Source organism: Serratia sp. TSA_198.1 (genome assembly GCF_052686505.1).
On record NZ_JBQZFP010000003.1, the window covers coordinates 284,908 to 308,527 of the forward strand.

The window sequence follows — 23,620 nt, forward strand, 5'->3', positions numbered from 1 at the left end:
TGTGGCCTGAGGCTTAGACGCCCCATTTCGGGATGGGGTGGTCCCCCATGGAAATGCACACGTTCTTCATCTCGGCGAACACCTCAAAGCTGTATTCGCCGCCCTCGCGGCCGGTGCCGGAGGATTTCACGCCACCGAACGGCTGGCGCAGATCGCGTACGTTTTGGGTGTTGACGAAAACCATGCCCGCTTCAATATTGCGGGCCAGGCGCAGAACCTTGCTCACATCCTGCGTCCAGATATAGGATGCCAGGCCGTACTCCACGTCGTTGGCCATGCGCAGGCCGTCTTCTTCCGATTTGAACGGCAGCAGGCAGGCCACCGGCCCGAAGATCTCCTCCTGCGCGACGCGCATCCGGTTGTCGACATCCGCCAGCACCGTCGGGCGCAGGAAGTTGCCGTGGCTCAGCCCGGCCGGTTTTTCCGGGCCACCGGCCAACAAGGTTGCCCCCTCCTCCACTCCCAGGCGGATATAGCCGGAGACTTTTTCCCAGTGCTGCGGGCTGATCAGCGCCCCCACCTGGGTGTTGGGATCCTGCGGATCGCCCACGCGCAGGCGGTTGGCGCGTTCGGCGAAACGTTTGACGAATTCCGGGTAAATGCTTTCCTGAATGAAAATGCGCGAACCGGCGGTGCAGCGTTCGCCGTTGATCGAAAAGATGGTGAACAGCGCGGCGTCCAGTGCGCGTTCGATGTCCGCATCCTCAAAAATCAGCACCGGCGATTTGCCGCCCAGCTCCATGGAGAATTTCTTCAACCCGGCGCTCTCGATAATACGGCGACCGGTGGCGGTACCGCCGGTGAACGACACGGCGCGTACGTCTTTATGGCGCACCAGCGCGTCGCCGGCAGTAGCGCCGTAGCCCTGCACCACGTTGAGCACCCCGGCCGGGATGCCGGCTTCCAGCGCCAGTTCGCCCAGGCGATCGGCGGTCAACGGCGACAACTCGGACATTTTCAACACCGCAGTATTGCCCAGCGCCAGGCAGGGGGCGGTTTTCCAGGTGGCGGTCATGAAGGGCACGTTCCACGGCGACACCAGCGCGCACACCCCGACCGGCTGGATCAGCGTGTAGTTGAGCATTTTGTCGTCCACCGGGTAGGTGCGGCCGTTCATCTGCTGGCAGATTTCGGCGAAGAACTCGAAGTTGTGCGAGGCACGCGGGATCAGCACGTTTTTGGTCTGGTGGATCGGCAGGCCGGTATCGGCGGTTTCCATCTCGGCGATCTGCGGCACATTCTCGTCAATCAGCTCACCCAGACGGCGCATCAGACGCGCACGCTCTTTCATCGGCGTATTGGCCCATTTCGGGAACGCGGCCTTGGCGGCGGCCACCGCCTGGTCGATCTCCAGTTGCCCGCCGGATGCCACCTCCGCCAGCACCTCGCCGTTGGCCGGGTTGCTGGTGGTGAAATACTCTTTGCTGGCGACGTTCTTGCCGTTGATCCAATGGTTGATGGTTTTCATCGCAGGCTCTCCTCGTAATCTTTTTCACTGATGATGTGGTTAACCAGACGGCCGATGCCCTCGATTTCCACCACCACCTCGTCGCCCGGCTGCACGTCGGCCAGCCCTTTCGGCGTGCCGGTGGCGATCATGTCGCCCGGTTGCAGCGTCATAAATTCGCTCAGGTAGGCGATCAGGAACGGGATATCGAAAATCATGTCGGCGGTGCTGCCACGCTGGCGCAGCTCGCCGTTGACGTAGGTGCTGAGCGCCAGGCGGTGCGGATCGGCAATGTCATCGCGATCGACGATGTACGGCCCGATCGGCGTCAGGGTGTCGCGGCTTTTCACCCGCAGGTTCGGGCGGTAGTAATTTTCCAGATAGTCGCGGATGGCGTAGTCGTTGCACAGCGTGTAACCCGCCACGTACTCCATTGCCCGTTCGCGGCTGACGTTGCGGGCGGTTTTACCGATCACTACCACCAGTTCGGCTTCGTAGTGCATATACGCCACGCCAGCCGGGCGTACCGACACCTGGCGGTGGCCGGTCAGGGTGTTCGGCGCTTTCAGGAACACCAGCGGTTCTTCCGGCGCCTTGAATTCCAGCTCGCTGGCGTGATCGGCGTAGTTCAACCCCAGGGCGAACACCGTGCCCTGCGCCGGCGGCAGCCACTCGACGTTTTGCTCATCCAGGATGTTGCCGTCCGGCAGGGTAACGCGCAGTTGCTCATCCACGCGGGCGTTAACAATCTGGCCATGATGGCGAATACGGGCGTGTCTCATGATAAGTCTCCTGCCTGCGTCACGCGGTTGGTCAGAGTGGGCAGACCGGCGGCACGCACCGTCACTTCATCCCCAGGTTTGATCTCCACCCGCTGGTGCGGGGTGCCAATCAGCACCGCGTCGCCCGGTTGCAGGGTAATGAAATCGCTGATGGCGGCGATCAGTTCCGGCACCGAGCGCACCAGATCGGCGGTCGACCAGCGATCCTGCTCCACGCCGTTGATTTCGGTGACGATCTCCAGCCTATCGGTCGCCGCCAGCTGGCCGATATCCCCCAGCGGGCAAAAACCGTCACGACACTTCGCCTTGATCGCCGGCCGGTAGAAGCTGCTTTCCGGCAGGCTGACGTCGTTGGCCAGCGCATAGCCCGCCAGATAGTCCGCCACCCGCTCGGCCGGTACCTTGCGGGCGGTATCACCGATCACCACCGCCAGCGTAGCGCCGCTTTGCACCTTCTCACCGGCCGGGAACGGGATCGCCCCGCCGTTGGCGAGGTGAGTATTGCGCGGTTTGATAAACCACACCGGGGTCTTGGGCGGGGTGTTATAGGGCGGCTGATGGAACGCCTGATCCCAGGCGTCAATCTGGCTGCGGTGGTTCAACGCGACGGAAAATACGGTGCCTTTCATGCAAACTCCTCTCGTGACAGAACATGACAACCGGCATTCATTAATATATTAACGATTAGTTTTATACGCTGTTTACGATTTACGCAACGCGGTTGGATTGATTTGTGATCCTGATAACAAAATATTCACAACCGCGGAACATTTGCGTTATTATTCAAAGTATTAATCATTTTTTGGCGTATTTTTACCCGCCAGCCGCTTTTTCGCTTTATACGTTGGGGTAAATCTGGCTATTATTAAGTTATTAATAAATCAGGCCTGGCAGGGGCGTACTCTATTGCGCTCGTGGGCTCAGCATGCTGAAGCCCCAGAATCAGAGCCGACATACCGAACACCTTGACACTAAAGGCCAAATCTATGCATGAATCCTTAACCATTGCCCTGTTGCAGGCGCGTGAAACCGCCATGGGGTTTTTCCGCCCGATCCTGAAAAGCCACAATCTGACGGAACAGCAGTGGCGCATCATCCGCGTGCTGGCCAACAGCCGTTCGATTGAATTCCACGAACTGGCGGCGGAGACCTGCATCCTGCGCCCCAGCCTGACCGGCATTTTGTCGCGCATGGAGCGCGATAAGCTGATTTTCCGCCTGAAGCCGGTTAACGATCAGCGCAAGCTGTACGTTTCGCTGACCCAGCCGGGCCAGGAGTTGTACGACGTGGCACGCCATCAGGTGGAACAGGGTTACCGCGAGATTGAAGCCGCGTTTTCGCAGCAGAAGATGGATCAACTGATGACGTTGCTGGACGAGCTGATCACCCTGGGCGACAAACTGCCGGCCAACGTGACGGCCCATCCCACCAAGAAATGATTCAATGAATCGGCATCCTCAAATGAACGGGCGTTGCAGCTAAATAGCTGTGTTTAATACCGCTACACCCTAAGCTTGAGGTTGGTGGGCGTCATGACAGGTTAACCGACCGTTGAGCGCAGGGATGCGCGATACGAGCCCCCAGGGACGGGTTCACGGCGCGTCGGCGTTCTGCATGACCCCCACCTGTAGCACTATTCGGCGCAGCTAGTTACGCCTGCAGCCAACCACGCGCAGCGTCAAGTAAGAAGAGAATTCGCTTCCGGCAGCAGTGCGCCGCCGTCCACCACCAGCGTCTGGCCGGTGATATAGGCCGCCGCCGGTGAGGCGAGAAACACCATCGCCGCAGCGATGTCTTCCGGCTCCCCCAGCCGCCCAAGCGGGACGGCGGCGGCAATCGCCTGATTGACTGCCGCGCCGCCCAAATTGGCCATCGCCGGCGTGCGGATCATCCCCGGCTCCACGCCGTTAACCCGAATGCCCACCGGTGCCAGCTCCAGCGCCGCCGCGCGAATAAACCCGTTCACGCCTGCCTTTGAAGCGGCGTAGTGTGCCAGCCCCGGATAAGCCACCCGCGGCCCGGTCACCGACGAGGTCACCAGCAGGCAGCCGCCCTGGCGGCGCATCCACGGCAGCGCCGCCTGCGCCAGAAAGAACGGCGCCATCAGATTAACGCTCAGCGTGCGTTGCAACAGCGGGGCGTCAATGTCGGCAAACGGCGTCAGCGGGAAGTAGGCCGCATTGTGGATAACCACGTCCAGCCGCCGATACTGCTCCCCCACTGCCGCGACCCGTTCGGCAATCTGCGCCGCGTCGGCCACATCGCAGGCCACGGCCTGCACCCGCCAGCCTTGCCGCTGCAAGGTCTCCGCCGCGTCCTGCGCCTTGCGCAGTTGCAGATCGGCCATCACCACCGTCGCACCCAGGCGGGCAAAGGCGCTGACAATCGCCAGCCCGATCCCCTGAGCGCCGCCGGTCACCAACACCACCTGGCCGCTGAAGGCATCGGCCGCATAGGTTGCGTTCATCGGCTACCCCCTGGGATGGCGAGTGGTATTCAACACCTGCGCATGAGCGCCCACCGCAAAATTGCTCAGCGCACTGAAGTCGCTGCCCTGATAGCCGAGGATCTTGCCGTCGGTCCGCATCGCCTGCAGATCGATCATCACCACGCCCAGCGTCGGCACGATCTTCTCGCGCCACACGAACAGGTAAAGCTGCTCGGCAACTTTCACGTAATGGCAACGATCGACGTCCGCCAGCCCTTTCTCTACGCCGTCCAGACACTGCCAGGCGTAAAAATTGTCGTTCAGGTAAATGTGCTCGTAACGTTCGGTCGGGCTGTAAGTGTACATATTGCGCATACCGATCAATTCGTCGGTGAAATGCGGCAACGCGGCGGCCGCATTATCCAGCGTGCCGAAGCGGAATTCGGCGTTGACCGCCGTGAGCGGCAACCCTTGTTCAACGCGGCTAAACGCATCCAGCCGGGTTTGCCGTTCATCCGGCAATTGGCCGTACACCAGGGTGAAATTGCCCTGATTGCGATCGCACACCAGCGTCATGCTGGCGTTGTCTTGCGAGGGATCGAGAAAATCGATAAACAAAATGCCGGAGCGGATGCTGGTGGCGCGATAAGCGATACCCGCGCGCGCGCCCCAGTTCAGCGTTTGATCATCGGTAAAATGGCACTTCAGCGTTTCGCCCTCGGCAAAATGCAATGTCAGCGTGCTGCCGCTCAGCCCGAGCTGCCGTTCCAGCGTGTTGCTGTGCGGCGCAAAGCCTTCCGCCAGTGCGCCAACCTGAATAAATACCGCCTCTGTACTCATCTGATTCTCCTTAAAGGGAAGTAAAAGCCAACGTCGGCACGTCGACGATGGTGGAGCCGCCATCGGCTACCAGCGCCGCACCGGTAATGATTGACGCCTCGGCCGAGCAGAGAAAACGGCAGATGCCGGCGATCTCTTCCGCGCTGGCCGGGCGACGCAGCGGCACGTCGCGGCACACCATCCGGTAAGCCTGCGCCAGCGAGATCTGATGGGCGTCCATCAGCGGCTGCATCTCCTCGTCCGCCATCGGCGTAGTCACCCAACCGGGGCATACCGCATTGGCGCGCACCCCGAGCGGGCCATAATCGCGGGCGATGGAACGCATCAGCCCAATCAGCGCATGCTTGGCGGTGACGTAGCCGCACACCTCCGGTCCGGCGGCCAGCGAAGCGATAGAGGCTACAAACAGCAGGTTGCCGCCGGTTTTCACCAGTTCCGGCAGGCAGGCGCGCGCGCTGGCGAAAGCGCTGTTGAGATTGCTGTCCAACGCGCCTTGCCACTGCGCGTCACTCGTGTCGGTAATGCGCCCAACCCCCATGCCGCCGGCGCAGCCGATCAGGCAATCGATGCGCCCGCCCTGCCGCAAAATGGCCGGCAGCAAGGTGGTGTTCCAGCTTTCGCCGCTCGACGCGTCGCCCACCAGCGCCACGGCACCGATTTCCTCTGCCAGCAGCGTCAGCGGTTCGCGGCGGCGGCCGATGATAAACACCCTGTCGCCCTGAGCGACCAGCCGCCGGGCACAGGCAGCCCCCACGCCGGTGCCGCCGCCGGTAATCACCACCACTCTATTCATCCAGTTTCTCCATCAGTTGGCCGATCATCAGCAGGCTGCTCAGCAACAACCGCCGCTGTTCCGGCTCCAGCCGCAGGTAGCGACGGCCGGCAGGCAACCGGCTGACCACTTCAGACGCGGCAAAATGTTCGATATCCAGCCACCAGCGGCCGTCGGCCACCCTCAGTTGGATGCTGCGGAAATCGAGCTGCGTCAGCGTCTGGCCAATCTGCGGATAACGCTGCAAGGCGCCGATCACCCGCTGCGCCGTGGCATTGTCGCGGGTGGCGCGATAAACCACACCCCGCCGCCGCAGCCAACCTCCGGCGGTGATACGTAGCGTCAGCGGCTCGGCCAATGTGCTTGCCCCCTGCACGCGGAAGCGGTGGCTGACGATATGCGCCATAAACAGCGCGCTAACCCGTTCGCTGACCTCAATCACCGGCCCCTGCGGCAGCGTCAAGCGCAGTTGGCACGGCGCCAGGCGTTCGCAGGCATAGGGCTGAAGATTTTGCGCCAGCCGAGTGAGCGTCACCCCCGGCTGATAACCCGCCGGCTGCCGCCGCCACACGCGATTAAGTGAGGGAAGTAAGCCGATCAAACTGCGCCTCCTCGTTTTCCGTTTTGGCGAAGGCGGTTTCCAGCACCTGTTCGACCGGCACCGGTTTGAACGGGTTGACCTTCTGCACGCACAGCGTCCAGAACAGCGCATAGGCAGCGGTCAGGCCGATCATGATGCTGAAGGGGATATAGACGTCACGCGGGTTCATGCCCGGCGGAGTGATGTAGATAATCGCCAGCACAATGCCGATGCTGGAGACGATTTGCGGCAGCGGGAACCACGGCGATTTGTAGGCACGCGGCAGATCCGGCCGGCGGATGCGCAGGATCACCACCGAGCAGGTCACCAGCAAGTAGGCCACACCCCAGGCGCACACCGCCGCCAGCACCAGCGGGAGAATGCGCTCGAGATTGCCCTGAATGACGAAGGCGTGTACGCAGGGGATCAGCACCGCCACCAGAATGCCCACCACCGGGGTTTTAAAGCGCGGGTGCAGATAAGCGAAGATGCGCGGCAGCGCGCCGTCCAGCGCCATACCGTACAGAATGCGCGGCACCGCCGCCATCAGCGTATTAATGGTGGCGGCCCCGGCCAACAGCAGCCCGATACCGAGCCAATATTTGCCGAACTCGCCCATCACCTGCCCGGCAAAGGCCGGGATCGCCATCGGCGTGTCCAGCAAGTGAACGCCGTTGGCGGCATCCACCACCACGTTCTCCACCTGATGGCTGAGCGCGGCGCCGTAAAGCGCCATGCAGACCGCCACGCCGCACAGCCCCAGCGACATGGCGCGCGGGATCACGCGGGCGGAGCCTTTGATCTCCGGCGCCATCGGCGTCACCAGTTCGCAGCCGACAAACATAAACATCGCCATGCCGATCAGGCTGAACACCGCAAAGGGATCGCTCAGGCTCAGCGTGCTGCCGAACCAGCCTTCCAGCGGCACCGCATGCGGCGACAGCAGCCCGGCGATACCGAAAATCACCAGCGTGCTCCACATGGCGAAAGTCAGCACGATCTCCGCCTTGCCGAACGCCTCGATGCCAAACGCATTGAGCAGACCGAACAGGATCACCAACCCGACGCCAATCATCCAGGAGGTGTTGTGGGTTTCCATCAGGGTGTTGAGGTGTTCGAAATTCACCAGCGCCATGATGCCGGAAAGAATGGTTTCGGCGGTGCCGGCAAAGATATGCACGATCAGATAGGCCGACAGCGCGCCGGTAATGGCAAAAAAGCGGCCCATGCCGCAGGCGATATAGTCATACACCGAGCCGGAGGTCGGCAGCATCGCCGCCGCCTCCGAGAAGGTGGTGAGCTGGGCTTGCATCATGATGAAGGCGATCAGCATCGCCAGCGCGAAGGTATCGCCGCCAATACCGAAACCGCTGGTGACGGTGAGGATCACCGGACTGGCCATAATCACCCCGACCGAGCTGGCCAGCGTAGTGGGGAATCCGACCTTGCCCCGTTCAAGGTGGGCATGAAGCCGCGACGACAGGTTCATGGGTAGTTCCTCTTATCGTTTGTGCCCTGGTGTTGTTTGTGCAGGTTTACGCCGCAGTTAGCGGTGATCTCACTATAGAGAGGAAAGGAAAATACTGGCTATCGTCCTTAAGGACGAGGCCGAACCATAGCTTTTTCCTCTTATCTTTTTAGCCCGGCCAACCGTTATGGTTTGAATCTCGCGGAGGGGATTTTCGAGAGAATGCGGGGAACAGCGCGTCTGTCCATCGTTCTTAGGAACGAGCCGCCGACAGCGAGCGAAAAGGGGTCGCCACCCGGCGATACACACAGCGCCACCCCGCTGGCAGGGGAAATCACTTTAAATTCAGCGGGAAGGAGGCATGCCATTCGTTAATATATTAACTAAATATTGACGCAAGGCCACCCATCCCTCAGGCAACGAGGGGTCGTTGCCTTGTTATTTATGTATTTTATTGCAATCAGGCTCACGTTGTTAATATGTTCTTATTGTGTTACCGAATTGCTACAACTATGCTGGGATCGTTCATATATTGAACGACGCATTCTCCAGATCGCAGGGTAGGTAAAGGAGGGAAATGAATCATGCACAGCACATCATCCGATGCCTTTATCAACAGCTGTCTGACCACCATTGCGCATTTGATCCCGGTGTCCGCCGGGGTGTTTTACCTGGTCAATCAAGATCTGCGGCCAGACCACTATATTCTGCACGGCATTTCCGATAAGACGCATCAGCAGTATTTGACCCATTTTCAGCAGATTGATCCGCTCAAACCCGCCAATTTCCATCAGCAGGATATCAGCATGGTCGGCATGAGCCCGGCGGCGATCGCCAATAACCGCCATTATTATCATGACTTTATGCTGCCGAATGACATGCGCGATATGACGGAGATTTTTATCCGTCAGCGTAAACGCATTATCGCCGGGGTGTCTTTGATCCGCGATACGCCCTTTACCGAGGTGGAGCGTGGCCGTCTGCGGGCAGTACTGCCGCTGATAGAACTGGCGACGCGCGATCTGCTGCCCGGCGGCGAGGCCCAGTTGCTGACCGCCAAGGAGCAGGAGATCGTCAATATGGTGCGCGAAGGGGCCAGCAATAAACGCATAGCCCTGAAGCTGGGCATTTCACTTTCGACGGTGAAAACCCATATGCGCAATATCTTTGCCAAAACCGAGGTAGCAAACCGCACCGAATTGGTGGCCAGCAGCTTTATTGCCCTGGGCTAATGAATACAGCCATAACGATGGCTTATAACAGGTAAAAATAAACTCGTTAATTATTCGCCATCCATGGCGCGGTTTCCGCCTGCCCAAAATACGGCATCGCGGCTATATCTGACTCAGGTTTAACCTGCGGGGATAATTATTATGTCCAGTGATTCAGTTTCTGTACCCTCAACCGGGGCGGCTATCCCCTGCCCGCCACGGCTGCTGACCGCCATTATTATTTTTGCCGCCATTGCGCCAGGCATCCTGATGACCGCCCCGGCGATAGCGGCGCAGTTAGCCGGCCAGTGGCAGCTCACCCCGGCGCAAATCGGCCACTTGTTTTCGACCGAATTGGGTGCCATGAGCCTGGCTACCTTGCCCGCCTGGTGGTGGATAAGCCGCGTTAACTGGCGCCGGGTCGCTGCGTTGGCGGCGGCGGTGTTTATCGCCGGCAATCTGGCCTCGGCGCTCATCAGTGATTTCACCCTGCTGCTGGGGCTGCGTTTTATCGCTTCGATGGCGGGCGGCACCTTGATGATCCTGTGCATCACCTGCGCGGGCGGCACCGCCAACCCCAGCCGGGTCTACGCCTTCTGGGTGTTGGGCCAACTGGTGCTGGGTGCGGTCGGGCTACTGGTGCTGCCCCCGCTGTTCGCTCATTTCGGCCTGATGGCGGTGTATCTGATTCTGGCGGCCATCATGCTGTGCTGCCTGCCACTGATCCGCGCCTTCCCAGCCGGGTTTCACCCTACGCACGCAGCGCTGCGCTCCGCCGCCTCTCCCTTGTTCCGCAAAGCTTTCGCCGTGCTGGCGGTACTGAGCTTTTATATCAGCCTGAGCGCGGTCTGGACCTTTATCGGCAGTATCGCCGCCGCCGCCGGCCTTTCGCCGGTCAACAGCGGCCAGGTGCTGGCTGCCGCCACCCTGTTTGGCATCGTCGGTGCCGGCGGTGCCGCGTTTATCAGCGCACGCCGCCGTGGCAACGGACTGATTTGGCTGGGTTACGGCCTGTTGATCGGCGCGCTGGGTTGCACGCTGCTGTCGCTGTTATTGATTTTGTTAGCTTCACCGCGCACGCCGCGCCATTGACCAGGAGTAAAAAGGTGAAAAGAAAAACCGGTTTCTTCTTTGATGAACGCTGTTTCTGGCACAGCACCGGCCTGCATGCCACTACGCTGCCGGTCGGCGGCTGGGTTCAACCCCCTTCGGGGGCGGGCCATGCGGAATCGCCGGAAACCAAACGGCGGATGAAAAACCTGATGGACGTCTCCGGCCTGTCGCACCGGCTCAGGCTGCTGAGCGCCGAACTGGCCACTGACGAAGACCTGCTGCGCATTCACCCGGCCGACTATTTGCAACGTTTCAAACAGTTAAGCGACAACGGCGGCGGCATGCTGGGGGAAGAAGCCCCGCTGGGCCCGGGCAGTTATGAAATAGCGAAACTGTCCGCCGGGCTGGCCTGCGCGGCGGTCGAGGCGGTGCTGCAAGGTGAGCTGGACAACGCCTATGCGTTGTCGCGCCCGCCGGGTCACCACTGCCTGCCCGACCAGTCGATGGGTTTCTGCTTTCTGGCCAATATCCCGATTGCCATCGAGCGCGCCAAGGCCCAATACGGCCTGGGCAAGGTGGCGGTGCTCGACTGGGACGTGCATCACGGCAACGGCACCCAGCATATCTACTGGCAGCGTGATGATGTGCTGACGCTGTCGCTGCATCAGGACGGCTGCTTCCCGGCGGGCTATTCCGGCGAGCAGGACCGCGGCGCAGGCGCGGGGGAAGGCTTTAACATCAATGTTCCGCTGCTGGCGGGCGCCGGTGACGACGGCTATCTGTATGCCATGCGACAGATAGTGATCCCGGCGCTGGAACAGTTTCAGCCTGAACTGATTATTATTGCCTGCGGTTACGACGCCAACGCCATCGATCCCCTGGCGCGCATGCAGTTGCACAGCGACAGCTTTCGCAGCATGACCGCGCTGGTGCAAGACGCCGCCGATCGCCTGTGCGGCGGCAAACTGGTGATGGTTCATGAGGGCGGCTACGCCGAATCCTACGTGCCGTTCTGCGGCCTGGCGGTGATGGAACAGCTCAGCGGCATTCGCACCGAAGTGCAGGATCCGCTGCTGGATTTTATCCGGCAACAGCAACCGCGTGACGCCTTCAACCTGTTTCAACGCGACGCCATCGATCGGTTGGCGCAGCAGTTCAAGCTGTAGTTTCCCTCTGGGGCACCGCACGCAGTGCCCCTACCCATTCTCCGCTTTGCCGCTACGCTGAATATGACCCTTCCGATGAGAAAATACGATGTCTGAACAGAAGATCAGCTTTATCAAAGGTGGCCATGGCGATATTGCCGTGCATGACTGGAGCCGCGATCGGCCGCGCTTTTTGGCGCTGCTGGTACACGGTTACGGCGAGCATCTCGGCCGTTATCAGTACGTGGCGCGTACGCTGGCGGCACAGGGCGCACGCGTGTTTGGCCCCGACCATCTCGGCCACGGGTTGTCGCAGGGCGAGCGCGTATTGATTGAGGATTACGACGCCGTAGTCGACGATGTTCACCGCGTAGTAGAGCATTTTCAGCAGCTACACCCAGGCGTGCCGCTGGTGGTCATCGGCCATTCGATGGGCGGCATGATCGCCACCCGTTATACCCAGCGTTATCGCGAAGGCATCCGCGCACTGGTGCTATCCGGCCCGCTGATCGGCGAAAGAACCCTGATCTCCGACTTGCTTGATCTGCCCGCTATCCCGAACGAACCGCTGGATACCGGCACTTTGTCGCGCGATCCGGCCGTTGGCGAAGCCTATCAGGCCGATCCTTTGGTGTGGCACGGGCCATTCAAACGACCGACGCTGCGCGCCATGCAGCAGATCCTGGCAAAAATCAACGCAGGTCCGGGTTTCGGCGCGCTGCCTACGCTGTGGATACACGGCGATGACGATCGGCTGGTGCTGATGGCCGAATCGCAGACCGCCATCGATCGGCTGAAGGGCAGCGATTTCGACGCCGTGATCAATCCCGGCGGGCGGCATGAGAGTTTTAACGAAACCAACAAAGATCAGATATTGAAGCGGGTCACCGACTTTATCGAGCGGGTGCTGGGATAGCGGATTTCCCCTCTCCCGGCGGAGAGGGGATAACGGTGAGATCAACCTTCGACGATGGCGAGATAGTGTTTTACAAAACGATCGGAGGTGATTTCCCAGCGCACCGGCGTGCCCTTCTCGACAAACCACGAATCCCCGGCCTGATACTGCACGGACTTCCCGGTGTTCTCATCGGTCAGCGTCACGGTGCCTTCCCACACGGTGGCGTGTTCGGCAAACGGATACTCCATCACAAAGGTGCCGCGCGTACAGCTGAAAACGCCGCAGTTCAGGTTATCGGTCGGCTCACCGAAAAGAGTCACTACCCCGACGTTGGGTGAACCTGCGATCACTCTGGCGCCCAGATTGCTGACGCTGCCAATCTCCAGCAGTTCAGGCAGCGGCTGCTTAAGCAGTAATGGTTTCATGTCTTTCTCCTCTGATAAGAATTAACGGCGGCCTTTCCAGTAGCCGGATGTCTGGTGCCAGGCCTTGCCGGCGGTGGTCATCACCCGGCGCAGCCGATCTTTGCCGAAGATGTTGACGTGCGGGATCGAACTCATCAGATCGTAACGATCGGATCCTTCGCTCATGCCCTCCGCCAGCACCTTGCAGACGATATGGCTTGGCGTTACGCCAAAGCCGGAATAGCCCTGTACGTAGAACACGTTGTCGTGCTGCGGCAAGGTACCGATCTGCGGGAACAGGTTGGCGCTGCAGCACAGCGGCCCGCCCCAGGCCAGATCGATCTTCACGTCATGCAGGTACGGGAACACTTTCAGCATCAGGTTGCGGTTCCAGGCTTTGAGATCCGCCGGGATGTATTCGATCAAGCGGGTAGCGCTGCCGAACAGCAGGCGGTTTTCATTGGTGACACGGTAGTAATCGATCACCGGGCGAATATCGCTGTAAGCGCCGCGGATCGGGCTGATGCGCCGGATCAGCGCCTCGGGCAGCGGTTCTGTCGCCAACTGGAAAGCGTAGGTGTTGATGGTTTTACTGTGGATAAACGGCTCCATGCCGTTGAGAAAGCCGTTGCACGCCCACAGCATCTTGTTGGCGCGCACCGAGCCCATGGCGGTGCGGACCTTAATGCGCGAACCGTACTCGACGTTAAGCACGCTGCTGTTTTCGAAGATTTTCACGCCGTAGCCGCTCAGTGCCTTGGCCTCGCCCAACAGCAGGTTGAGCGAATGCACGTGCCCGCCGCCCATGTGCTTCAATGCGCAGGTGTAGGCGTCGGATCCCACCACCTGCTTCACTTCCGCGCCGGTATAAAGTTCGATCTCTTCATTTGGCGATACCGCCTTGAACTCTTTCAGCCAGCTGCGCAGGGTTTTCTCCTGGCGCGCATTGCTGCCAAGGTAGCCGTAACCAAAGCAGAAATCGGCGTCGATAGCGTATTTCTTGATGCGCTCACGGATAATGCCGGCGCCGAGGTTGCTGATTTTGAAGATGGTTTCCAGCCCGGATGGGCCGACGTGACGTTTGATTTTTTCCAGATCGTGACCGATGCCGGCCATCACCTGCCCGCCGTTGCGCCCGGTGCCGCCGTAACCCAGATGGCGCCCCTCCAGAATGGCGATGTTGGTGATGCCCTGCTCCGCCAGCTCCAGCGCGGTATTGATGCCGGAGAAGCCGCCGCCGATGATCACCACGTCAACGTCCAGATCTTCTTCCAGCGTCGGGAAGCGCAGATCGTACTTTTTGGTTGCCGCGTAGTAAGTTAACGATTCGATATTATTGTTCACTGCCGCACTCCCGAAGATCCTATGCCCTACAGCGGATTATCGGGAGCGGCCGGCCAAGCCGCCATGTCCCCTTAGGGACATTTGCTACAAAAAATTAACATTATGCGCTGCGGCGGTTCGGCCCGGCCAACAGCAGGTTGAACAGTTCGGCCTGCGAACCGATATCCAGCTTGCCGTAGATGTTCTTGCGGTGGTTTTTCACCGTCCCCAGGCTGATGAACAGCCGGTCGGCAATCTGCTGCGAGCCGCAGCCGCTCAGGATCAGATCGACAATTTCGCGTTCGCGCGGGGTCAACAGATAGCGCACCTGTCGGGTTTTGTCCTCCGCCGTATCCGGCGATACCGGCGCGGCGACCACTTCGCCATGCAGGCGCGCGATGCTTTTGAGCAGCGTCAACGCGCCCCTCAACTCTGCCAGTTGCGGATAGCGCACTCCCACCGTCTGGCGCGCCGAACCGAAAAACACCCCCAATCCGCGTTCCGGCGTCAGTGGCAGCAGCACGCCGGCCTCGTCGTGCCAGCCGGTTTTACGGTAGAAATTACGGTAATAGTCAGTGTGATAGAAACCGCATGGCGCCAACTGACGCAGCGAAAACACCTCGCCGCTGCCGCCGCCGTTCAGCACCTGGTAAAAGGGATCCTGCAGGTAAGCGCCCCGCTGGTAGATTTGGTTGACCGCATCGCTGTTTTCTTGCTCGGTTTTGAGCAGGCAACGCGGCGCACGGCCTCGTTCGAAGGCATAAACAATGGCGTTGTCGAAGGCGAAGAAAGCTTCCATCCAGGCCAGCAGGCTGGGATAAAACCTGGGTGTCGCAACCGCGTCAATCACCGCCGATAACCGTTCGACCTGAATACTCATATCCGCCCTCGCCATCATTAATAAATTAACAATTACCTTGTTTCGGATAAAACCGGCAGCGCCATGGCCCGCTTGTTATAAAAAGCATTCAACAGCGCCAAATGCAAGGTTTCGCTTGCTTGCATGTTAAACAAATCACAGCTTCGCCAGATTATGGCACCCCGTTACCCACGGCCCTGGTTAATATGTTAATGAATGGGTTTGCGGCAGTGAAAAGCAGTGGTTCCTCCGACGAGGCTGGCTTATGCTGTGGTTTTACCGCGCCAAGGAGAGAACATGACCACCAGCCTGACGATCGCCAACCGGCATACCTGGTTCGGCCACGGCAGTATTAGCCAACTGATCCCATTACTGGCCGCCGATCCCCAGCCGACATTGCTGTTCAGTTGCCGTTCATTCCTCAATGGCGCGGTATATTCCTCGTTGGCAGAGGCCCTGACGCCGCTGCTGATCGGCACCGAGATCGTCAGCCACGAAGCCTCGCCGCAGGAGATCGACGCCTGGGTCGCACGCTGGCGCGGCAAGGCATTGCGTGTGCTGGCCATTGGCGGCGGCAGCGTGCTGGATGCCGCCAAGGCGTTTGCCGCTTTAGTGGAACATCCGCTGCCGACGCTGCGCTATATGGAAAAGATCGGTGATACAAAAATCAGCGGTGCCACCCTGCCGCTGATCGCCATCCCGACCACTGCCGGCACCGGCAGTGAAGTGACCCAAAACGCGGTGATCACCGATACCCGGATCAGCAAGGTGAAAGCCTCGCTGCGCCATAACAACTTCGTGCCGCATACCGCCATCCTGGATCCGCAACTGCTGCAGGGCGCACCGGACAAGGTGCTGGCTTACTGCGCCATCGACGCGTTTACCCACCTGTTCGAAGCCTATCTGTCCAAAACCGCCAGCGCCATGACGCGCGAGATGTCGCTGACCGGCATCCGCCATTTCCTGGATGCCTGGCCAGCGCTCAACCGTAGCGATCGCGCCCGTGAAGCCATCATGCAGGCGTCGTACCTGGGGGGGCTGACGCTGAGCGCCGCCGGGCTGGGGGTGATCCACGGCATTGCCGGCGAGATTGGCGCGCTGCACGATTACCACCACGGCCAGGTCTGCGGCCGCCTGCTGTTGCCGTTCCTCGAACTGCTGGCGCAAAGCGAGCAGCCGCAACAGCGCGCGCTGATGAGCGATCTGGCCGCACGCCTGTTCCCCGAACAGCAAGACAGCCCGGAACGCTATCTGATCGAGTTTATTACCCGCAACGCCATCGCGCCGTTCTGGCAGGATGACCTGCCGATTTCCGGCGACGAACTGGCGGTGACGCTGGAAAAATCCAACAGCAAGAACTCATTGCTCGACTATACCGCCGCGCAACGGCAACTGATGATCGAAGGCGCATTCCGTGTCGAATGATAATATAATGAGATCAAAGCAATAGCGGGAGATCGGAAATGGGTATCATCAGCTGGATTTTCACCGGCATCGCCATTGGCATTCTGGTTGGCGTGCTGCTAAAGATCTTCGGTAAGAAGAAAAAGCAGTAAACGGATTTTAAAGGCCGGCAGCGCCGAAAGCCTGTTCGAATAAACCGTCTTTACGCAGCAGGTAACGGCGGTTTTGAGCAATTGACAGGCGATTTTTGGCAAGGCGCCGAAGGCCAGGAATAAGCGTTTATTCCCCCTCATGCGCCGCCAGCAGGCAGTCGTGGAATACCTTCACCACCCGTTGCGGGCTGGGAGAACGCCGTACCACGCAGGAATATTCGCAGTGGTAGCGGAACAGCTCCGGTTTTATCGCCCGCATCATATTCTGCGCGACGAAAAACGCCGCATAGTGGTCGGGAAGAAAGCCGACATACTTGCCGGAGAGGATTAAGGTCGCTATCGACTCCTGAGCAAAACCCGTCGCCTTGCGCTGCAAATGCTGCTGCAAACTTAACGCCATATTCGGCGAATGGTAGCCCAATCCTGCAAAGGCATAATTGTGCAACAGATCCCAATTCAGCATGTCGTGATGAGCGGAAAATAACTCATGCTGCGCACCGCAATATAAGAACATCCTCTCATTGAATAAAGAACTATAAGATAAACTTTCCGCATTGCGGTGCATGGGAATAACGCCAATCTGAAACTGCCCGTCAATAACGCCGCGCTCAATGGTATTTATCGGCTCCACGTACATTTGCAAAGACACGTCCGGCGCACGCTCGCTGAATAACGCAATTGCCCGGCCGATGTGCGCCTGCGGATTACTGACCGTATGATCAAATATTGCCACGTGCAGCTGGCCGCCCATGCGTCGATGCACGTCATCCACCCCACGGCGAAAAGCCTCGGTGGCCGCCAGCAGATTGATGGTTTCCTGGTAAATCAACAACCCTTCGTCGGTGACGGCGAAGCCTTCCCGCCCGCGCTGGCACAGCGTCAGCCCCAGCCTTTGCTCCAGATCCTTGATATGTTTGCTGATGGTCGACAGGCTGATATTCAGCTCCAGCTCGGCGGCGCTCATTCCTCCGCAGTCGACCACCGCTTTAAACACCCGCAGCAACCGCAGATCCATATCCGACAACTGCCCTAAAAGCGCGCGTTTTTTTACTTGCATAAAACCTTAAGTAAGTTTCGACATATGATTATTCACATTAGTGAAGAAGCGGAACATAGTCAATTTCACTCAACAATTCATTAACACGTTTATTTATACCCTATAGCTTTTAAGTTGCGGCCAGGCGGCCAACTCGCTCATCCCCAGGCGCTTACTCAAGTAAGTAATGGGGTGAGCGCGTGCAGATAACAACGCTGTAACTTAAAAGATGACGGGGATATTTAATTAACCGTCCCTATTCTCCTACCCGGAGGGAAAAATGGCTGATTTAAATCACCGCGAAAATAAACCCGATCGTGAATGGTTAGAAGCACATTGGATGCCATTTACCGGCAACCGTAATTTTAAAGCCAACCCGCGAATGATAAGTCACGCTGAAGGCGCTTATTATACCAGCCAGGATGGGCGTAAAATCTTTGACGGTTTATCCGGCCTATGGTGCTGCGGATTAGGGCACGGCCGCCAGGAAATTGCCGATGCGGCCCACCGTCAACTTTCTCGGTTGGATTATTCCCCGGCGTTTCAATTCGGCCACTCATTGTCTTTCGAACTGGCGAATAAAATTAAGGCCATGACGCCGGCCGGGCTGGATTATGTATTTTTTACCGGCTCCGGCTCAGAAGCGGCGGACACCTCGTTAAAAATGGCGCGCGCCTACTGGCGGGCCAAAGGCCAGGCAGGAAAAACCTGTTTTATCGGCCGTGAAAAGGGCTACCACGGCGTTAACTTTGGCGGTATTTCGGTGGGCGGCATCGCCGGTAACCGCAGGGCTTTTGGCGCAGGGGCGGAAGCGGACCACCTGCCGCATACCCTGCTGGCGGGTAACGCCTTTTCGCGCGGCATGCCCGCGCAGGGTGCCGAACTGGCGGAAGAGCTGAACAGAATTATCGCGCTGCGCGATGCGTCGACCATCGCGGCCGTGATTATCGAGCCCTTCTCCGGTTCCGCCGGGGTGATAGTGCCGCCAATCGGCTATCTGCAACGTATCCGTGAGATTTGCAGCCAAAACAATATCCTGCTTATTTTTGACGAAGTGATCACCGCCTTCGGCCGCTGTGGCGCGTTGACCGCCGCCGAGGCGTTCGGCGTCACGCCGGACATCATGAACATCGCCAAACAGGTGACCAACGGCGCGCAGCCGATGGGCGCGGTGGTGGTTCAACCGGCGATTTACGATGCCTTCATGCACACCGACGAGCCAGAGTACCTGCTCGAATTCCCGCACGGTTATACCTATTCCGCCCACCCGGTCAGCTGTGCCGTGGGGCTGGCGACGCTGGATATCATTGAGCGCGAACAGATGATCGAACGGGTACAGGCATTGGCCCCCTATTTCGAACAGGCGGTACATGGCTTGCAAGGCTGCAAGCACGTCACCGATATCCGCAATGTTGGCCTGGCGGCAGGCATCACACTGGCGGCGCGGCCAGGGGAAGCGGCGCGCAGGCCGTATGAAGCGGCGATGCACTGCTGGGAAAACGGGTTTTACGTCCGCTATGGCGGCGACACCCTCCAACTGGCACCGCCGTTTATCAGCAGCGAAGCGCAGATCGACTCGCTGATCAACGCCCTGGGCGACGCCCTCAACGCCACCGAATAAGGAGCGAATGCCATGCCCATTTCACATTGGATCAACGGCCAGCACGCCGCCGGCGGCACCCGCAGCCAATCGGTGTTCGATCCGGCTACCGGGCTGTCGCACCGGCAGGTGCTGCTGGCGGACTCCGCCACGGTGGAAAGCGCCATCGACGCCGCAGAACGGGCCTACCCAGCCTGGCGAGACACCCCGCCGCTGAAACGCGCCAGGATCATGATTCGTCTGACAGCGCTGCTGGAACAGCACGCAGAGCATATCTGCCGGCTGATTACCGCCGAACACGGCAAGGTACTCAGCGATGCCATGGGCGAATTGCAGCGCGGCATCGAGAATATCGAATACGCCAGCTATGCGCCGGAATTGCTGAAAGGCGAGCACAGCAAGGACGCCGGGCCGGGTATCGACAGCTGGAGCGAGTTCCAGCCGCTGGGGGTGGTGGCGGGCATCACGCCGTTCAACTTCCCGGCAATGGTGCCGCTGTGGATGTGGCCGATGGCGGTCGTGTGCGGCAATACCTTTGTGCTGAAACCGTCCGAACGCGTGCCCTCCTCCACGCTGTATATCGCCCAGCTGGCTTCAGAAGCCGGCCTGCCGCCTGGGGTGCTGAACGTCGTCAACGGCGATCGCGAAGCGGTGGACACCCTGCTGCACGATGCTCGCGTCAAGGCGGTGAGCTTTGTCGGTTCGACACCGGTGGCAGAGCACATCTACCACACCGGTTGCGGCCAAAATAAACGGGTGCAGGCACTGGGCGGCGCGAAAAACCACGCGGTGGTGCTGCCGGACGCCGACATCGCAGGCAGCGTCAACGCCTTGATGGGGGCGGCATTCGGCTCCTGCGGCCAGCGCTGCATGGCTATCCCGCTGGTGGTCGCCGTGGGGGATGACACCGCCGACGCATTGATTGCCGGGCTGCGGCAATCAATGTCCGCCATGCGTGTCGGCATCGGCAGCGACAACCGCAACGACATGGGGCCATTGGTCACTCAACAGCATTATCAGAAGGTGAAAGGCTATATCGAACAAGGCGTTGAAGAAGGTGCAACCCTGGTGGTCGATGGCCGCGCATTGGCGGTGCGGGATGACGACGGACAAATCAGCCAGGGCTATTTCCTCGGCCCTACGCTGTTCGATAACGTGCGTCCCGGCATGCGGATTTACCAGGAGGAGATCTTTGGCCCGGTGCTGGGCGTGGTGCGCGTCGGCACGCTGCAGGAGGCGATGGCAATGATTGACGCCCACGAATACGGCAACGGCACCTGCCTCTTCACCCGCGACGGCGAGGCGGCGCGTTATTTCTCCAGCCATATTCAGGTCGGCATGGTAGGAATCAACGTTGCGCTGCCGGTGCCGGTGGCCTACCACTCGTTTGGGGGTTGGAAGCGATCGCTGTTTGGCGATCTGCACGCCTACGGCCCGGATGCCGTCCGGTTTTACACCAAGCGCAAAACCATCACTCAGCGCTGGCCTTCGTCCAGTGACGCCCAACATGCCACCTTCAGCTTCCCGTCCGGGCAGGGGTAATTCCATCATAAAAATAATGATGTTATAGGGGCGAAGACATTCGCCCTCTTTTTCCACGCGCTCCATTTAATCAGGCCCGGACAACGACATGCCATCGCAATGTTCTATCGCACGATCGCCGTCCGCAACATCACTCACTTACGCGTTGTTAATGGGGTATTGAATGAAAGAGCCCACACCAGAACATAAATTCAAAGGCAATCTCAGCGTCCTGGACGTGGTGATGATTACCGCCTCCGGCGTCACGCCGGCCAGCTCGATCTTCGTCATTGCCCCCCTGGCAATCGCCAGCGCCGGCAGCGGCGCTTTTATCTCATTCCTGATCGCCGCCTTTATCGCCGCGACCATCGCCCTGTGTTATGCCGAGCTAGGTGCCGCCCACCCCAGCGCCGGCGGCGAATACAGTATTATCAAACGGCTGTTCGGCACCCTGTGCGGGCTGCAAACCTATTTGTTTATCCTCAGCGCCGCGCTGTTTGTGCCGGCAGTTCTGGCCACCGGCGCAGTGCCCTATCTGAACACCGCCTTGGGTACCCAATTTGACGCCTCCACCGCCGGCATGATCACCATCTTGATCGGCGGCGGCTGCGCTATTTTCAATATCAAAGCCAACGCCCTGCTGACCGGCACCTTCCTGGTGGTCGAGATCGCGGTGCTGGGTTTAATCGCCTGGCTGGGGTTCAGTCACCCGCACCAGAGCACGGAGATCTTCACCGCGCCGGTCATGCTGGACCCGCAAGGCGTGCTGGCGCCGGTCTCCATGCCCTTGATCGTCGCCATGGTCGGCGTCGCGCTGTTTTCCTACAACGGCTACGGGGCGGCGGTGTATATGGCGGAGGATATGCGTGAACAGGGCAAACCTATGGCAACCGCCATCATGCTGACGCTGGCGATCGTGGTGCTGGTCGAACTGTTGCCCTTCACCGCTTTGCTCATTGGCGCACCCTCGTTAGCCGACATGGCCAAACAGGCCGATCCGGTCGGCTATGTGGTCAGCCAACTGGGCGGGCCGACGCTGGCGCGGGTGGTCAGCGGCGCCATTTACCTGTCGGTGTTCAACGCCATTATCGCCATCGTGGCACAGTTCAGCCGCATGATGTTCTCCAGCGGGCGTGACGGTTTTTGGCTGCCGCAGGTGAATCGGGCGCTGAAAAAAATCCATCCTCGCTTCGGTACGCCGTGGGTCGCCACCCTGTTGTTCGGCATCCCCTCGGCGTTGCTGGCCTTTTGCTCCAACCTTGGCGATCTGACCTCCTTTACCGTGATCCTGCTGCTGCTGGTCTACATCATCATGGCGGTAGCCGCGCTGATCAGCCGCCGCCGGACGCGCTTCCACCACCCGTACCTGATGCCGCTGTGGCCGTTGCCGGTGGCGATCGCCCTGCTCGGCTGCCTGTACGTACTGTGGACAATTTTAATCGCCAGCAGCCTGAAAGACTTTATTATCATTGCCGGCATCCTCTGTTTTGGCCTGACGCTGAGCTACATGCGCAACCGGCAGGCCGCCCCCCTTGTTGAACCCTCGATTGAAGGAGAATAGCCATGTCGCAACGCGCTCAGGAGTTGGGTATTAACATCGGCCACGGCACACCCGGTCCGCTGAACGCCATCACCGACGTGCCCGGCGTGCGCGTCGGCCACGCCGGCATCCACGCCGATCTGGCCGATGGCCGCAGCGTCCGTACCGGCGTCACGGTGATAGAACCCCGTCCCGGCCAGGCGCGGCAGTCGCCCTGCTTTGCCGGCGTTCACGTGCTTAACGGCAACGGCGACGCCACCGGTCTGGAGTGGATCCGCGAAGCCGGCCTGCTCACCAGCCCGATCGCCTTCACTAACACCCACAGCGTCGGCGTCGTGCGCGACAGCCTGATCGCGCTGGAGCGCGAAGCCTTGCCGCCGGGCGACGACGCAGTGTACTGGAGCATGCCGGTGGTAATGGAAACCTTCGACGGCCTACTGAACGACATCAACGGTTTTCACGTCAAACCCGATCACGTTCGGCAGGCCTTGCAGGCAGCGCATGACGGGTTGCCGCAGGAAGGAGCGGTAGGTGGCGGCAGCGGCATGATCTGCCATGAGTTCAAAGGCGGTATCGGCACCGCTTCGCGCCGCCTGCCCGCCGAACGCGGCGGCTGGACGGTTGGCGCCATCGTGCAGGCCAACCACGGTAAACGCCAGTCGCTGCTGGTCGGCGGCTACCCGGTAGGCCGCCATCTGGGCCATATCGCCTCGCCGTTCACCCCGCAACTGCCGCACCCGGGCATGGGGTCGATCGTCGTCACGCTGGCTACCGACGCGCCGTTGTTACCGCATCAGTGTACCCGCCTGGCCCAACGCGCCAGTATCGGCATCGCCCGTACCGGCGGCGGCACCGAGGACTCGAGCGGCGATATCTTCCTCGCCTTCGCTACCGGCAACGACGGCCTACCCCCCGCCGACTATGCCAACAAGGGCGCGTTCACTACCCCGTTGCGCATGGTGAATAACGATTACATTTCCGATCTGTTTGCGGCGGCGGCCGAAGCGGTGGAAGAGGCGATAATCAACGCCCTGCTGGCAGCCAATACCGTTTCCGGCAATGGCCATCGGGCGGAAGGGCTAAGCGCGGAGCAATTGCTTATCGCACTGGAGAAAGCCGGCTGGCGGCGGTGAAAGGGTATCGTGGGCGCGAATTGC

The 23,620-nt window shown here is 60.0% G+C and carries 22 protein-coding genes; 10 read left to right on the top strand and 12 right to left on the bottom strand.

The window, feature by feature from the left end:
- Nucleotides 1-13 precede the first annotated feature (13 nt).
- Genes hpaE through ACUTSW_RS15965 form a run of 3 tightly spaced genes read right to left on the bottom strand, consistent with a single transcriptional unit; the run spans nucleotide 14 to nucleotide 2,858 of the window.
- Complete coding sequence (gene hpaE, locus ACUTSW_RS15955) at nucleotides 14-1,468, bottom strand: 5-carboxymethyl-2-hydroxymuconate semialdehyde dehydrogenase (RefSeq protein WP_062869523.1); 1,455 nt, start codon at nucleotides 1,466-1,468, stop codon at nucleotides 14-16.
- Complete coding sequence (locus ACUTSW_RS15960; protein WP_445584837.1) at nucleotides 1,465-2,229, bottom strand: fumarylacetoacetate hydrolase family protein; 765 nt, start codon at nucleotides 2,227-2,229, stop codon at nucleotides 1,465-1,467. Before ACUTSW_RS15960 ends, hpaE begins: the two co-directional genes overlap by 4 nt.
- A complete protein-coding gene (locus ACUTSW_RS15965; RefSeq protein ID WP_062790955.1) occupies nucleotides 2,226-2,858 on the bottom strand; it encodes a fumarylacetoacetate hydrolase family protein in 633 nt (210 codons plus the stop codon). Before ACUTSW_RS15965 ends, ACUTSW_RS15960 begins: the two co-directional genes overlap by 4 nt.
- Nucleotides 2,859-3,215: 357 nt before the next feature.
- Here ACUTSW_RS15965 and hpaR point away from each other — a divergent pair, with 357 nt between their 5' ends.
- A complete protein-coding gene (hpaR, locus tag ACUTSW_RS15970; RefSeq protein WP_062869519.1) occupies nucleotides 3,216-3,668 on the top strand; it encodes a homoprotocatechuate degradation operon regulator HpaR in 453 nt (150 codons plus the stop codon).
- Nucleotides 3,669-3,907: 239 nt separating this feature from the next.
- Here the strand turns inward: hpaR and ACUTSW_RS15975 are convergent, their stop codons facing one another.
- From ACUTSW_RS15975 to ACUTSW_RS15995, 5 genes are read right to left on the bottom strand one after another with little or no spacing between them, the layout of a single operon-like run.
- Complete coding sequence (locus ACUTSW_RS15975; protein WP_445584838.1) at nucleotides 3,908-4,696, bottom strand: SDR family oxidoreductase; 789 nt, start codon at nucleotides 4,694-4,696, stop codon at nucleotides 3,908-3,910.
- A 3-nt stretch (nucleotides 4,697-4,699) separates the two neighbouring features.
- A complete protein-coding gene (locus ACUTSW_RS15980) occupies nucleotides 4,700-5,497 on the bottom strand; it encodes a MoaF C-terminal domain-containing protein (protein WP_202291498.1) in 798 nt (265 codons plus the stop codon).
- A gap of 10 nt (nucleotides 5,498-5,507) precedes the next feature.
- Nucleotides 5,508-6,290, bottom strand: coding sequence for an SDR family NAD(P)-dependent oxidoreductase (locus ACUTSW_RS15985; protein ID WP_445584839.1), 783 nt, complete (start codon nucleotides 6,288-6,290; stop codon nucleotides 5,508-5,510).
- Nucleotides 6,283-6,870 (bottom strand): DUF3156 family protein, encoded by a 588-nt coding sequence (locus ACUTSW_RS15990; RefSeq protein ID WP_062869512.1) that lies wholly within the window; start codon nucleotides 6,868-6,870, stop codon nucleotides 6,283-6,285. The genes ACUTSW_RS15985 and ACUTSW_RS15990 overlap by 8 nt, the downstream gene beginning before the upstream one ends.
- On the bottom strand, nucleotides 6,845-8,338 hold the full coding sequence (locus ACUTSW_RS15995; RefSeq protein WP_062869510.1) for an APC family permease: 1,494 nt from the start codon (nucleotides 8,336-8,338) through the stop codon (nucleotides 6,845-6,847). Before ACUTSW_RS15995 ends, ACUTSW_RS15990 begins: the two co-directional genes overlap by 26 nt.
- 563 nt (nucleotides 8,339-8,901) lie before the next feature.
- Here ACUTSW_RS15995 and ACUTSW_RS16000 point away from each other — a divergent pair.
- The 4 genes from ACUTSW_RS16000 to ACUTSW_RS16015 all read left to right on the top strand — a co-directional run bounded on the left by ACUTSW_RS16000 (nucleotide 8,902) and on the right by ACUTSW_RS16015 (nucleotide 12,642).
- Entirely contained in the window at nucleotides 8,902-9,549 is a 648-nt protein-coding gene (locus ACUTSW_RS16000) for a response regulator transcription factor (RefSeq protein ID WP_006323452.1), read from the top strand.
- A 141-nt stretch (nucleotides 9,550-9,690) separates the two neighbouring features.
- A complete protein-coding gene (locus tag ACUTSW_RS16005; RefSeq protein WP_445584840.1) occupies nucleotides 9,691-10,620 on the top strand; it encodes an MFS transporter in 930 nt (309 codons plus the stop codon).
- A 14-nt stretch (nucleotides 10,621-10,634) separates the two neighbouring features.
- The gene (locus ACUTSW_RS16010) at nucleotides 10,635-11,747 is read left to right on the top strand and encodes a class II histone deacetylase (RefSeq protein ID WP_445584841.1); all 1,113 of its coding nucleotides are present in this window, start codon (nucleotides 10,635-10,637) and stop codon (nucleotides 11,745-11,747) included.
- Nucleotides 11,748-11,835: 88 nt separating this feature from the next.
- Complete coding sequence (locus tag ACUTSW_RS16015; protein ID WP_445584842.1) at nucleotides 11,836-12,642, top strand: alpha/beta hydrolase; 807 nt, start codon at nucleotides 11,836-11,838, stop codon at nucleotides 12,640-12,642.
- Nucleotides 12,643-12,683: 41 nt separating this feature from the next.
- On the opposite strand, the gene ACUTSW_RS16020 is transcribed toward ACUTSW_RS16015, so the two are convergent.
- From ACUTSW_RS16020 to ACUTSW_RS16030, 3 genes are all read right to left on the bottom strand, one after another.
- Nucleotides 12,684-13,049 (bottom strand): cupin domain-containing protein, encoded by a 366-nt coding sequence (locus tag ACUTSW_RS16020; RefSeq protein WP_445584843.1) that lies wholly within the window; start codon nucleotides 13,047-13,049, stop codon nucleotides 12,684-12,686.
- Between the two features lie 21 nt (nucleotides 13,050-13,070).
- Complete coding sequence (locus ACUTSW_RS16025) at nucleotides 13,071-14,372, bottom strand: NAD(P)/FAD-dependent oxidoreductase (RefSeq protein WP_445584844.1); 1,302 nt, start codon at nucleotides 14,370-14,372, stop codon at nucleotides 13,071-13,073.
- 100 nt (nucleotides 14,373-14,472) lie between these two features.
- Complete coding sequence (locus ACUTSW_RS16030) at nucleotides 14,473-15,231, bottom strand: response regulator transcription factor (RefSeq protein WP_063202188.1); 759 nt, start codon at nucleotides 15,229-15,231, stop codon at nucleotides 14,473-14,475.
- Between the two features lie 276 nt (nucleotides 15,232-15,507).
- On the opposite strand from ACUTSW_RS16030, the gene ACUTSW_RS16035 reads away from it, so the two are divergent.
- Complete coding sequence (locus tag ACUTSW_RS16035; RefSeq protein ID WP_445584845.1) at nucleotides 15,508-16,635, top strand: iron-containing alcohol dehydrogenase; 1,128 nt, start codon at nucleotides 15,508-15,510, stop codon at nucleotides 16,633-16,635.
- A gap of 258 nt (nucleotides 16,636-16,893) precedes the next feature.
- Here ACUTSW_RS16035 and ACUTSW_RS16040 read toward each other — a convergent pair whose 3' ends face one another.
- Complete coding sequence (locus ACUTSW_RS16040) at nucleotides 16,894-17,823, bottom strand: LysR family transcriptional regulator (RefSeq protein WP_062869501.1); 930 nt, start codon at nucleotides 17,821-17,823, stop codon at nucleotides 16,894-16,896.
- A 259-nt stretch (nucleotides 17,824-18,082) separates the two neighbouring features.
- On the opposite strand from ACUTSW_RS16040, the gene ACUTSW_RS16045 reads away from it, so the two are divergent.
- From ACUTSW_RS16045 to ACUTSW_RS16060, 4 genes are all read left to right on the top strand, one after another.
- Nucleotides 18,083-19,423, top strand: a complete 1,341-nt coding sequence (locus ACUTSW_RS16045) for an aspartate aminotransferase family protein (RefSeq protein WP_445584846.1) — start codon at nucleotides 18,083-18,085, stop codon at nucleotides 19,421-19,423.
- Nucleotides 19,424-19,435: 12 nt separating this feature from the next.
- Nucleotides 19,436-20,944, top strand: a complete 1,509-nt coding sequence (locus ACUTSW_RS16050) for a CoA-acylating methylmalonate-semialdehyde dehydrogenase (protein ID WP_445584847.1) — start codon at nucleotides 19,436-19,438, stop codon at nucleotides 20,942-20,944.
- Nucleotides 20,945-21,107: 163 nt separating this feature from the next.
- Complete coding sequence (locus ACUTSW_RS16055; RefSeq protein WP_445584848.1) at nucleotides 21,108-22,484, top strand: APC family permease; 1,377 nt, start codon at nucleotides 21,108-21,110, stop codon at nucleotides 22,482-22,484.
- A gap of 2 nt (nucleotides 22,485-22,486) precedes the next feature.
- Complete coding sequence (locus ACUTSW_RS16060) at nucleotides 22,487-23,596, top strand: DmpA family aminopeptidase (protein ID WP_445584849.1); 1,110 nt, start codon at nucleotides 22,487-22,489, stop codon at nucleotides 23,594-23,596.
- The last annotated feature ends 24 nt before the right edge of the window (nucleotides 23,597-23,620 follow it).